Origin of the sequence: Bradyrhizobium sp. LMTR 3 (genome assembly GCF_001693485.1) — a bacterium.
In the GTDB taxonomy this organism is placed as follows: domain Bacteria; phylum Pseudomonadota; class Alphaproteobacteria; order Rhizobiales; family Xanthobacteraceae; genus Bradyrhizobium.
In genome coordinates this window covers 149726-162194 of record NZ_MAXC01000049.1, presented here as the reverse complement: position 1 = coordinate 162194, position 12469 = coordinate 149726, and the positions used below count along the sequence as shown (strand labels likewise).

General features: G+C 64.5%; 11 protein-coding genes. 1 reads left to right on the top strand and 10 read right to left on the bottom strand.

The features are described 5' to 3' along the window. The first annotated feature begins 6 nt into the window (after window positions 1-6). On the top strand, window positions 7-957 hold the full coding sequence (gene kdgD, locus LMTR3_RS29080; RefSeq protein ID WP_065748387.1) for a 5-dehydro-4-deoxyglucarate dehydratase: 951 nt from the start codon (window positions 7-9) through the stop codon (window positions 955-957). A gap of 108 nt (window positions 958-1065) precedes the next feature. On the opposite strand, the gene mmsB is transcribed toward kdgD, so the two are convergent. The 10 genes from mmsB to LMTR3_RS29030 all read right to left on the bottom strand — a co-directional run bounded on the left by mmsB (window position 1066) and on the right by LMTR3_RS29030 (window position 12337). After that, complete coding sequence (gene mmsB / locus LMTR3_RS29075) at window positions 1066-2247, bottom strand: multiple monosaccharide ABC transporter permease (RefSeq protein WP_065748386.1); 1182 nt, start codon at window positions 2245-2247, stop codon at window positions 1066-1068. After that, window positions 2244-3806, bottom strand: a complete 1563-nt coding sequence (mmsA, locus tag LMTR3_RS29070) for a multiple monosaccharide ABC transporter ATP-binding protein (protein WP_065748385.1) — start codon at window positions 3804-3806, stop codon at window positions 2244-2246. The genes mmsB and mmsA overlap by 4 nt, the downstream gene beginning before the upstream one ends. Window positions 3807-3890: 84 nt before the next feature. Then, a complete protein-coding gene (gene chvE, locus LMTR3_RS29065) occupies window positions 3891-4964 on the bottom strand; it encodes a multiple monosaccharide ABC transporter substrate-binding protein (protein WP_065748384.1) in 1074 nt (357 codons plus the stop codon). Between the two features lie 113 nt (window positions 4965-5077). Beyond that, window positions 5078-5980: an SMP-30/gluconolactonase/LRE family protein gene (locus tag LMTR3_RS29060; RefSeq protein ID WP_065748383.1), complete on the bottom strand. Its 903-nt coding sequence runs from the start codon at window positions 5978-5980 to the stop codon at window positions 5078-5080. Beyond that, window positions 5977-7122 (bottom strand): aldose epimerase family protein, encoded by a 1146-nt coding sequence (locus LMTR3_RS29055; protein ID WP_065748623.1) that lies wholly within the window; start codon window positions 7120-7122, stop codon window positions 5977-5979. The genes LMTR3_RS29060 and LMTR3_RS29055 overlap by 4 nt, the downstream gene beginning before the upstream one ends. 2 nt (window positions 7123-7124) lie before the next feature. Continuing rightward, complete coding sequence (locus tag LMTR3_RS29050; protein ID WP_065748382.1) at window positions 7125-8057, bottom strand: Gfo/Idh/MocA family protein; 933 nt, start codon at window positions 8055-8057, stop codon at window positions 7125-7127. Beyond that, on the bottom strand, window positions 8054-8833 hold the full coding sequence (locus LMTR3_RS29045; protein ID WP_065748381.1) for a FadR/GntR family transcriptional regulator: 780 nt from the start codon (window positions 8831-8833) through the stop codon (window positions 8054-8056). The genes LMTR3_RS29050 and LMTR3_RS29045 overlap by 4 nt, the downstream gene beginning before the upstream one ends. Further along, entirely contained in the window at window positions 8830-9813 is a 984-nt protein-coding gene (yjfF, locus tag LMTR3_RS29040; protein ID WP_065748380.1) for a galactofuranose ABC transporter, permease protein YjfF, read from the bottom strand. Before yjfF ends, LMTR3_RS29045 begins: the two co-directional genes overlap by 4 nt. Further along, on the bottom strand, window positions 9810-10793 hold the full coding sequence (locus tag LMTR3_RS29035; protein ID WP_065748622.1) for an ABC transporter permease: 984 nt from the start codon (window positions 10791-10793) through the stop codon (window positions 9810-9812). Before LMTR3_RS29035 ends, yjfF begins: the two co-directional genes overlap by 4 nt. Continuing rightward, the gene (locus LMTR3_RS29030; protein ID WP_065748379.1) at window positions 10793-12337 is read right to left on the bottom strand and encodes a sugar ABC transporter ATP-binding protein; all 1545 of its coding nucleotides are present in this window, start codon (window positions 12335-12337) and stop codon (window positions 10793-10795) included. Before LMTR3_RS29030 ends, LMTR3_RS29035 begins: the two co-directional genes overlap by 1 nt. Between the last annotated feature and the right edge of the window lie 132 nt (window positions 12338-12469).

Sequence of the window (12469 nt, the reverse complement as noted above, 5' to 3'; positions counted from 1 at the left end):
CAAAGCATGAGCAGGATGACCCCCAAGGAGATGGCCAGCCGGATCGGCGATGGCCTGCTGTCGTTCCCCGTCACACCGTTTAGGCCCGACAACACGTTCGACGAGACCCGCTACCGTTCCAATCTCGACTGGCTGTGCGGGTATGAGGTGGCGGGTCTGTTTGCCGCCGGCGGCACCGGCGAATTCTTCTCGCTGAGCCCGGCCGAGGTTGCGAAGGTCGTGGCAACGGCTGTGGACGAGACCAAGGGACGCGTGCCGGTGCTCGCCGGGATCGGCCATGGCACCGCGATGGCGACGCAACTTGCCATTGGGGTCGAGGCGGCCGGCGCCGACGGCTTGCTGCTGCTGCCGCCCTATCTGGTCTTTTCGGAACAGGAAGGACTGGCTGCCCATATCGAAGCGGTGTGCAACGCGACCAAGCTCGGTGTCATCGTCTACAACCGCGATAATGCGGTCCTGAACGAGGATACGCTCGAGAGACTGTGCCAGCGCTGCCCCAACCTGGTCGGCTATAAGGATGGTATCGGCGACATCGAGCTGATGACCCGCATCCATCTACGCATGGGCGACCGGCTGACCTATATCGGCGGATTGCCGACGGCCGAGACCTTTGCACTGCCTTATCTGGAAATGGGCGTAACCACCTATTCCTCCGCGGCATTCAACTTCGTCCCGGAGTTCTCGACCAAGTTCTACGCGGCCGTGCGGCGCCGCGACCGCGAGACGGTGCAGGCGGGGTTGCGCGACTTCATCCTCCCGCTGATCGCGATCCGCAATCGCAAACGCGGTTATGCCGTCTCGATCATCAAGGCCGGTATGAAGGTGATCGGCCGTGACAGCGGCCATGTCCGTTCGCCACTGACGGACCTGACGCCCGCCGAGACCGAGGAAGTGGCGGCACTCGTCGCGCGTCTCAAGACCAGCGAGTTCGCGAAGCGGGAGCTGGCGGCCGCGTAGCCGCAGCGCGTTAGAGCCCGGTTCTGATTAAATCAGAACCGGGCTCTAGATTCTGTTTTTGACGCGTTTTCTTGACGCGAACCGGTGTCCACTTCGCTTGAAAACGCTCTATCGCCGCTGGTTGTAGACGTCCAGGCAGACGGCGCCGAGCAGCACCAGGCCCTTGATCACCTGCTGGTAGTCGATGCCGATGCCGAGGATGGACATGCCGTTGTTCATGACACCCATGATCATGGCGCCGATCACGGCGCCACCGACCTTGCCGACGCCGCCATAGGCGGACGCGCCGCCGATGAAACAGGCCGCGATGACATCGAGCTCGAAGCCGGCCCCGGCCTTCGGCGTCGCCGTATTGAGCCGCGCGGCAAATACGAGACCGGCGAGAGCTGCAAGCACGCCCATATTGACGAAGGTCAGAAACGTCAGCCGTTCGGTCTTGATGCCGGACAGGCTGGCGGCCCTGGCGTTGCCGCCGATGGCATAGATGTGGCGGCCGATCACGGTGCGGGTGGTGACGAAGCCGTAGAGCGCGATCAGTGCCGTCATGATCACGAGCACATTGGGCAGGCCGCGATGCGAAGCGATCAGGCCGGCGAAGAACACGATCACGGCGAACAGCACCGCGCTCTTGGCGAGGAAGAAACCAAACGGCTCGACCTCGATGCCGTGTGAGGCCTGCCGCGCCCGGCTCTTGGCACTGGTGTAGACCAGGGCCACCGCCAATACCGCGCCGATCAACAGCGACGTCGGATAAAGCGTGCCGGCGCCGGGAAACAGTTCCGGGATGAAGCCCGAGGACAGTTTCTGGAAGGTCGGCGGAAATGGCCCGACCGACTGACCGGCCAGGATGGCAAGCGCAAGCCCTTTGAACACCAGCATGCCGGCCAGCGTCACGATAAAGGACGGGATCTTGAAATAGGCAACCCAATAGCCTTGCGCGGCGCCGATCAGGGCGCCCACCAGCAGGCAGGCGATGAAGGCCAGCGGATAGGCAATGTGATAGCGCACCATCAGCACGGCTGCGACGGCGCCGACAAAGCCCGCGACCGAGCCGACCGAAAGGTCGATATGGCCGGTGACGATGATCAGGAGCATGCCGAGCGCCATGATCACGATGTAGCTGTTCTGCAGCACCAGATTGGTCAGGTTCAGCGGCTGCAGCAGCGTGCCGTCGGTCATGACCTGGAAGAACAACATGATCGCAAACAACGACAGCAGCATGCCGTAGTTGCGCAAATTGTTCTTGATGAAGCCAGCGTGCCCGGGCAGCGCAACCGTCTTGTCGGTCATGGCCGCAAATCTCCCTGAAGTACCTTCTTGTGCATTTCCTTGTTGCGCATGATGGCGCGCATGATCCTTTCCTGGGTGGCCTCGGCGGCGGTGAATTCTCCGACCAAAGCGCCGTCATTCATCACGCAGATGCGATCGCAGACCCCGAGCAGTTCCGGCATTTCCGACGAGATCATCACTACGCCCTTGCCTGCCTCGGCAAGCTCGTTGATGATACAATAGATTTCGTATTTTGCCCCGACATCGATGCCGCGCGTAGGCTCGTCGAGGATTAATACTTTCGGATCGGTCATCAGCCATTTCGACAACACCACCTTCTGCTGATTGCCGCCGGAGAGTTGGCCGGTCTCCTGATAGACGTCGGAACAGCGAATCCGCATCCGGTTGCGGTATTCGCTCGCGACACGCAGCTCGGACATGTCATCGATCCTACCCTGCCGCGCCACGCGGCTCAGGCTCGCCAGCGTGATGTTCTTGCGGACGTCGGCATCCAGGATCAGGCCAAGCTCCTTGCGATCCTCGGTGACGTAAGCAAGGCCGGCGTCGATCGCCGCCGCCACGCTCGTCAGGTTGACCTCCCTTCCGTCGAGCCAGATACGTCCGCTGATCCGCTCGCCCCAGGCGCGGCCGAACAGGCTCATGGCGAATTCGGTACGGCCGGCACCCATCAGCCCGGCGATCCCAACCACCTCGCCGCGCCGGACCTCGAAATCGACGCCCTTGATAACCCTGCGGTCCCTGTGAATCGGGTGATACACCGTCCAGTCCTGCACGGCGAAGACCGGTGCGCCGATGGTGGCGGTGCGTTGCGGAAAGCGATGCGCCAGGTCGCGATTGACCATGCTGCGGATGATCCGGTCCTCTTCCACGGGCTCGGCCCGGCAATCGATGCTGTCGACGGTGCGGCCGTCGCGCAGCACCGTGATCCGGTCGGCGACGCGCGCGACCTCCGACAATTTGTGCGAGATCAGGATCGAAGCGATGCCATGGGCGCGGAAGGCAAGCAGCCGGTCCAGCAATGCAGCGCTGTCATTCTCGTTCAGGCTGGCAGTCGGCTCGTCGAGGATCAGCAATCGCACCCTCTTGGATAGCGCCTTGGCGATCTCCACCAGTTGCTGCTTGCCGACGCCGAGGTCCGTCACCAGCGTATCGGGCATCTCCGTGAGGCCGACCTGGGCCAGCAGTTCCTGGGTGCGGCGATAGACCGTGTCGCGGTCGATCACGCCGAGGCGCGAGGGCGGATGCGACAGGAAGATGTTCTCCGCGATCGACATCAGCGGAATCAGCGCCAGCTCCTGATGGATGATGATGATGCCGAGCGCCTCGGAATCATTGACGTCGCGAAAGCGCCGCTCCTCGCCGTCGAATATGATGCTGCCTTCGTAATCGCCATGGGGATAAACGCCGCTGAGAACCTTCATCAGCGTCGACTTGCCGGCGCCATTCTCGCCGACCAGCGCGTGGATCTGCCCCGCCTCCACCGTGAAGTTGACGTCGCGCAGGGCCTGCACGCCGGCAAAGCTCTTGCTTACGCCGCGCATTTCGAGAATTGCGGTCATCGTGCCATCATATCCTTTGTCTCTCTGCCCGCCGCACAGACAGGCACGTGGCGACGCCGGTTATCGCCGGCGCCGCCGTCCTGCTCAGTCGATCTGCGATTTCTTGTAGTAGCCGCTGTCGATCAGCACCTTCTCCCAGTTGCTCTTGTCGACGACGACGGGCTTCAAGAGATAGGACGGGACCACCTTGACGCCGTTGTTGTAGGTCTTGGTGTCGTTGACGGTGACTTCCTTGCCGCTAAGGGCTGCGTCCACCATGTCGGCGGTGACGCGGGCGAGATCGCGGGTGTCCTTGAAGATGGTCGAATACTGCTCGCCGCGCAGCATCGATTTGATCGACGGCACCTCGGCATCCTGGCCGCTGACGATCGGCATCGGCATGTTGCCGCTGCCGTAGCCGACGCCCTTCAGCGACGAGAGAATGCCGATGGAGAGGCCGTCATAAGGCGAGAGCACCGCGTCGACCCGCTTGCGGCCGTAGAACGCGCTCAGGAGGTTGTCCATCCGCGCCTGGGCGGTGGCGCCGTCCCAGCGCAGGGTCGAGACCTTGTCCATGCCCTTCTGGCCGCTGCCAATCACCAGCTTGCCGCTATCGATATAGGGCTGCAGCACCGACATCGAGCCGTTGTAGAAGAAGTAGGCGTTGTTGTCGTCCGGCGAGCCGCCGAACAGTTCGATGTTGAACGGCCCCTTGCCTTCCTTCAAGCCCAGCCGCTGCTCGATCGATTGGGCCTGCAGCACGCCGACCTGAAAATTGTCGAAGGTGGCATAGTAGTCGACATTGGGCGTGTCGCGGATCAACCGGTCATAGGCGATCACGATGATCCCCTTGGCCTTGGCCTGCTTCAACACGTCGGACAGTGTGGTGCCGTCGATCGCCGCGATCACCAGTACCTTGGCGCCCTTGGTCACCATGTTCTCGACCTGCGAGAGCTGGTTCGGGATGTCATCCTCGGCATATTGCAGGTCGGTGTTGTAGCCGCGCTCCTTCAGTATCTTGACGATGTTGTTGCCGTCGTCGATCCAGCGCGCCGACGATTTAGTCGGCATCGCGATGCCGACGGTTCCCTTGCTTTGGGCGAACGCGCCGCTCACCGCCGTCGTGGCCATGGTCGCTGCCAGCGCCAGAGCCGACAATGTTGTTTTCAGACTAGTCATGCTTCTCTCCCTTGATCACCGAGGATCTATGATTCCTGGATTTTCAGACCGCTGGCTGCGGTTCTCGAAACTCAGTCGCTCTGCGCGTTTGTGCCGCGCCTCGTATTCCTCCATCAACCCGTTGCAAGTTTGACGTCTGGTTCAGGGCGGCCACGCGCTGCAACGTCGAGCAGGAAGGTGCGGCCATGATCGGGGTCGGCGCGTTTCGCGTCGTCTCCCATCCCCTGCCAGGCCGACGTAACGAGCAGGCGCGAAAAATCCTGGCCGACAAAAGCGGGACAACTCGATTGCCGTGCCGGAACGCGGAGACTGCGCAGATGCTCGCCTTGCGGGCTGTAGACGTCAATGCAGCCGCCACCCCAGCGCGCGTTCCAGATCAGCCCGTCGGCATCGACCACCGCACCGTCGATGCCGCCGCCGCCTCGCCAGGTGATCAACGGCGCGGGCGCACCGCGCGGCAGGCCGGTCGCCGCATCGAGCTCGACGCGGAACAGCACGTTCTCCCCGGTGTCGGCGAAATAGCCGATGGTTCCGTCCGGCGAGAAGCAGATCGCGTTGGGAATCGTGATGTGATCATAAAGGCGCGATAGCTCGCCGCGGTGCAGCGCATAGATGGCGCCCAGTCCCCGCTCGGCCTGGCGGCCCATGGTGCCGATCCAGAAGGTGCCAGACGGGTGCACCCGTGCATCGTTCGAACGAGTCGCGGCATTGTCGGCTTCCAGCGGGCGGTACAGCGTCATCCGTCCTTCCGTCGTATCGCGCACATAGAGACCGTCATCCGCGACGAGCAACTGCCGATGCGCGTCGATCCGCCCAAGCGCGCTGCCCATCACGCCGAGGGAATGGATTGCGGTCCGCCCGGTATCGAGCTGCGCCTCGAACAGCCGGCGCCCAATGATATCGAACCACCAGGCGGTATCGGTGGCAACGTCGTAGGTCGGCCCTTCGCCAAGATGGCACCGCTCGCTGCAGAGAACGGTCGTCGGCACCTCTTCCTTCTTGCAACCACCAATCATCGCCCGCGCTCCCCGGGCAACTCTACCGCGGATTGTGTCCCGATTGCGCCCTCGATCGCATGCGTGAAGCGATATAGCGTGGAGTGGTGATAGACCTCGCCCGGCGAAAGCCGTGCCGTCGGGAAGTCCGGCCGATTGGGCGTATCGGGCCAAGCGTGCGGCTCGAGGCAGATGGCATCGGACTGCCGATACAGGCGGCCGCCTTTTCCAGCGGTGGAGCCGTCGAGAAAGTTTCCAGAATAGACCTGCAGGCCGGGCTGGTTGGTGAACAGTTCGAGTATGCGGCCGGATGTTGGCGCTGCGAGCCGCGCGGCGAAGCGAGGCTCGCCACTTGGCGGCCCACTTGGCGGCGCGAGGCAGAAATTATGATCATAACCGCGGCCAAGACGGAGCTGCGGATGGTCGTTGCGGATCCGCGCGCCGATCTCGATGCCTGTACGGAAGTCAAACGGCGTACCGTCCACCGCGGAAGGTGGCTCTGGCAGCGGGATCGCGCCGGCATCGATGGCAAGGAAATGATCCGCCGCCACGGTGAGGCGATGATCGAGAATGTTCTGGCCGGAGCCCGCACCCGCCAGATTGAAAAAGCTGTGATTGGTGAGATTGACCACGGTGGGACGATCGGCTCGCGCCGTCATGTCGAGAGACAATTCCATCGGCCCGGTGAGACGCCAAGTCACCTCCACGTCGAGCGCGCCGGGATATCCCTCCTCGCCATCGGCGCTGGTGTAGGCGAGCGTCACGGCCGGGCGATCGCCGTCCTCAATCCCAACAATCCGCCAGTTGCGGCGATCGAAGCCCTCCAGCCCGCCATGCAACGCATTAGGTCCGTTGTTGGCCGCGAGCTGCACCTCAGTGCCATCGAGCACAAAGCGCGCGCCGGCGATACGGTTGGCGTAACGCCCGACGGTGGTGCCGAAGAACTGCCGGCGGGCGAGATATCCCTCGAACGCGTCATGGCCGAGCACAATGTCGTCGCGACGTCCGGTGACATCCGGCACCAGCAAGGCCTGCAGGCTTGCGCCATAGGTAATGATGCGCGCTTCCAGTCCGCCATCACATTGCAAGACGACGCGCTCGACTTCGCTGCCGTCAGGCAGGACACCGAAGCGGGAGCGCGCCACACGTGCGACGGACGGCATGTTCATGTCTCGTCCTCGAATGGCTCAACCGTGCGGCGGCGGCCCAGCAGGAACGCGTCGGCGACGAGTTGCAGCGGCGCAAGATCGACGTCGCTATCGCCGGTTGCGGCGAGTTCGCGAAAGCGGTGATAGAGCCCGGCATATTCAGCGTCCGCGGCATCGACGAGTTGTTTGCCCCCTGCCCTCAATCTTGCCCCGCCCATGGACAGGGTGACGGGACCGCCGTCGGTATCGAGATGGATGTCCCAGCTCTGCGGGCCGGTCTGGCGGAAGTCGAACTCGGCCGTAATCTTCAGCCCCTGCGCGTCACTGAGTGCAAGGTTGGCTGCGATCGGCGCGTCGCGATTGGCGGGGAACGCGAGATCGGCCGAGGTCACGAACAATGGCTGCGGCAGAATACGCGTCAGGATCGAAAGCGCGTTGATGCCGGGGTCGAACACGCCGAGCCCGCCCGGCTCAAAGATCCAGGCCTGTCCGGGATGCCAGACCCGCACGTCTTCCTTCCAGGCAATTTGGACAGCCGTGACCTTCCTCCCGGCCAGCAATTGCCGCGCGGGCTCGACGGCCGGAGCGAAGCGCGAGTGCCATGTGGCGAACAGCGTGCGCTGCGCAGCCGTGGCCGCGATCATCAGCGGCTTGATTTCGGCCACCGTGGCGCCCGGCGGCTTTTCCAGCATCACATGCTTTCCAGCGGCCAGCGCCGTCGTCGCCTGGGCGTGACGGACCTGCGGCGGGGTGCACAGCGCCACTGCATCGATCGGCGGACCGTCGCGCAGGAGCTCATCGAGCGTCGCCGCATGCGGCACGCCGGGAAGCGAGGCATTGCGGCTCGCGACGGCAACCAGCTCTACGCCGTCGGTTGCAGCAATCGCCGGCACGTGCTGGTCGCGTGCGATCTTGCCGAAGCCGACGATGGCGACGCGAAGCGGGTTCATGATTGCTCTCCAGGTTCGACCACCGCGGAGACCGCAGGCGCGGCGTCGGACGATGGCGAAACGTCCTCATGACGGCGCAATCCGTTGTGGATCACCTCGGTCATGGCCGCGGTGGCTGCCTCGGCATCGCCACTGGCAATCGCATCGACGATGCGCTGATGCCACAGCAGCACGGTCTCGCGGTCCTGCGTTTCGACCGGGGCGCTGAGCAGGAACGAAGCGCGCAACGCCGCCTCGATGACGTTGCCGATCGAGCGCATGAACAGATTGCCGGAGGCGTTGGCGACGGCCAGATGCAGGGCAAGATCGCCGTCGGCAAACCCAACGGAGTCGGAGGCCTCGCGCCGCATCCGCTCCATGCTCCGGTTGAGTTCGGCGATGTCGGCTTCCGAGCGGCGGCTAGCGGCGAGCGCGGCAGCGCGCGGTTCTACCGCGAGCCGGATTTCGGCGAGATCGTTGAGAAAGCGCCGGTCAATGCCGGCATCGAGATGCCAGGCCAGCACGTCGGCGTCGAACATGTTCCAGGCGCCGCGCTCGCGCACCACGGTGCCGACCCGCGCCTTGGTGGTGAGGAGCCCCTTCGCAACCAGGGTTTTGACGCTCTCGCGCAACACCGGCCGGGACACGCCGAACATCGCCGTGAGTTCGGCGTCGCCCGGAAGGCGGGCGCCTTCGGCGTAGCGGCCGGCGATGATGTCGACGCCGATGCTGCGGGCGACCTCGGCGTGGTTGGAATGCGCGCGCCGCGTCGGGATGACGACAAGCCGGGAGGTCATGATTTGAGAACTCCTGCCTTACGGGGGCCGGCGCGACGGGCGATGCCGAGCATGGCCTGCTGCAGGGCGATGAAAGCGAAAAGCAGGATACCGGTCACGATCTTGGTCCACCAGCTCGACAGGGTTCCATCGAAATTGATGTAGGTCTGGATCAGGCCCTGGATCAGCACGCCGAGCAACGTGCCGACCACCGAACCCTGACCGCCGGTCAGCAAGGTGCCACCGATCACCACCGTCGCGATCGAATCGAGTTCCACGCCGACCGCGGACAAGGAGTAGCCCGCCGCAGTGTAGAAGGAGAACACAATGCCGGCGAGCCCGGCAAGGACGCTCGACAGCATGTAGATGCGCACCGTCATCGATCCGACCGGTATGCCCATCAGTGCGGTGGTCGCGCGGCTGCCGCCGAGCGCATAGACGTTGGCCCCGAAGCGGGTGAAATGCAGCAGCACGGCGCCCGCCGCGACCACCGCGAGCATGATCAGGGCAATGGAGGTGAGCCTGCCTCCCCCGGGCAGCCGCAGCGCGAAATCCGACACGGTTGAATAGAGCGGCGCGCTGATCGGCGTCGATTCCGTCGACATCAGGAAGCTGGCACCGCGGGCGAGGAACATGCCCGCCAGCGTGACGATGAAGGGCGGCATGTCGAAGACGTGAATGATGGCGCCCATGGCCGCACCAAAGGCGGCGCATAGCAAGAGGATCGCGGCGAAGGCGACCAGCGGCGGCACGCCGAGGCGCTCGATCGCCAGCGCGACGAAGACGGTGGTGAAGCCGATCACCGAGCCGACCGACAGGTCGATGCCCCCGGAAATGATCACGAAGGTCATGCCGGTGGCGACGATGCCGAGAAAGGCATTGTCGGTCAGCAGATTGGCCGCCACGCGGGTGGAAGCGAAATTGGGGAATTGCGCCGTGCAGAGCGCAAATCCGACGACGAAAACGATGGCCGTTATCGCGACCGGCGGCAGCCGCCTCATTGTCGCGCCCTCCCCAGCACGGCGCCGGCGCTGGCGAAGCGCGGCGACTGCAGCAGCAGCACGATCAACACGACGGCCGCCTTGACCAGGAGATTGAACTCCGGCGGATAGCCCGACAGCAAAATGCCGGTGTTCATGGCCTGGATGATCAACGCGCCGACCATCGCCAGCACGAGGCTGAAGCGTCCGCCGAACAGCGAAGTGCCGCCAATCACGACGGCCAGAATGGCATCGAGCTCGAGCCAGAGCCCGGCATTGTTGGCGTCGGCGCCCATGATGTCGGCGGCGGCGATAACGCCGGCAAGCGCCGCGCAAAGGCCGCACCAGACATAGACCGCGAGAATCATGGCGCGGGTGCCGATCCCCGCGAGTTCGCTCGCCCTTGCGTTGCCCCCGGTCGCCTCGATCAAAAGGCCGAGCGCCGAGCCGCGGACCACCACACCGGTGACGATCAGCATGCCGAGCACGACCGCGACCGGCGTCGGCACGCCGAGCACGGCGCCGTTACCGAGCCAGACCAGATCGGGCGCGGTGAAAGTGACGATCCGACCTTCGGTAATGAGCTGCGCAACGCCGCGGCCCGCCACCATCAGGATCAGAGTGGCGACGATCGGCTGGATGCCGAGCACCGCAACGAGGAAGCCATTCCACAACCCGCACAGCAATCCGGCGCCGAGCGCGGCGGCAAGCGCCAGCGGCAGGCCATAGGTGTCGGCCAGGCTCGCGGCAATGGCGCCGGCAATCGCCATGACCGCTCCCACCGACAGATCGATGCCCCGCGTCGCGATGACCAGCACCATGCCGAGCGCAAGCAGCGCGACCGGCGCGCCGCGGTTCAAGACGTCGATCAGGCTGCCGAACAGCCGTCCGTCCTGCATCCGCACATCGAAGAATTGCGGCGAGACCGCACGGTCGATCGCAAGGATCACCAGCAAGGCGACAATCTGAGCGAGGCCACGGCTTTGCAGCAGTCTTTGCATCATGCTTGCCCGGCTTCCGCGCCAATGGTGCTGCTAGCGGCAATCGCCGCAAGAATATTGCAGATGTCGATGGCTTCCCCTTCCAACTCGTCGACATGGGCGCGGTCACGCAGCACGATCACCCGGTCGGAATAGGTCACGATCTCGTCGAGCTCGGAAGAAATCACCAGGAGCGCCAGGCCGTCGTTGCACAGTTCGCGGATCAGGCGGATGATCTCGGCATGGGCACCGACATCGATGCCGCGGGTCGGCTCGTCCAACACAAGAACGCGCGGTGCTGTGGCGAGCCAGCGGGCGAGCAGCACCTTCTGCTGGTTGCCGCCGGACAATAGCCCGATCGGTCGCTCCGGCTCCGGCGGACGAATGTCGAGCAGGCGGATGAACCGCATCGAGATCTCGTCCTGTTCGGAGCGAGACAGCGGTTTTGCCAGGCCGCGCTTGGCCTGCAGCGCCAGCACGATGTTTTCGCGCACGGTCAGGTCAGCAATGATGCCCTCGGTCTTGCGCTCTTCGGGGCAATAGCCGAAGCCATGGGCAACCGCATCGCGCGGCGATTGCAGCCGGACCGGCTTGCCGTCGACCGTGGCGCTGCCGCTATCGGCGCGCTCGGCGCCAAACACCAGCCGCGCGGTTTCGGTGCGTCCCGATCCGAGCAGACCGGCCAAGCCAACCACCTCGCCGCGGCGAAGCGCGAGATCGAACGGCGCAACATAGCCGGCCTTGCCGTAACCCTCGAAGCGCGCGCAGAGCTCCCCCGCCTGCCGCACCTGCGCTGCCGCGCGCTCACTCGTCGTCTCGGCGAGTTCGCGGCCGAGCATCATGCGGATCAACTCGATCCGCGGCAGTTCGGCCGTCTTCCGCTCGCCGATCAGCCGGCCATTGCGCAGGACCGTGATGCGGTCGCAGATCTCGTAGACCTGATCGAGAAAATGCGTGACGAAGACGACGCCGATCCCGCGCGTGGCCAGCTTGCGCATCACCGCGAACAGGATCTCGACTTCGTGGCGATCGAGGCTCGCGGTCGGCTCGTCGAGGATCAGCACGCGCGCCGACTGGTCGACGGCGCGGGCGATCGCGGCGATGTGCTGCACCGCGACCGAATAATTTCCGAGCGGCTCGGCGACGTCGATATGCAGATCGAACTCGGCCAGCAACGCGGTGGCGTTCCGGCGCATCTCGGCCTCGCGCACCAGACCGAGCCGCGTCGGCTGCCTGCCGAGATAAAGGTTTTGCGCCACCGACAGGTTCAGGAGCAGATTGACCTCCTGATAGACGGTCGCAATCCCCGCATCGACCGCCGCCTTGGCCGAACGCAGCGCAACCTCGGTGCCACTGAGCCTGACAATGCCGGCATCGCGCGGGAAGACACCGGTCACCGCCTTGATCAGCGTCGACTTGCCTGCGCCGTTCTCGCCGAGCAGCGCGTGGATTTCACCGGCCTGCAAGGTGAAATCCACCTCCTGCAGAGCCCGCAGCGTGCCAAAACTCTTGCTCAGGCCCCGCACTTCCAGCAGAGCCGGGCCCAGGTCGGAAGCTGCATTCATACCGGCATTACTCCCACCGACGTTCGCGTCGACCGCGAACGCCTGGCATGTGCGCCTCATGAGGCGGATTCGTCGAGAAGGCTTTCGCCGCCGGGCCGGCGCTAACTCGAGGCCCGGCGGCGCAACGCCGGA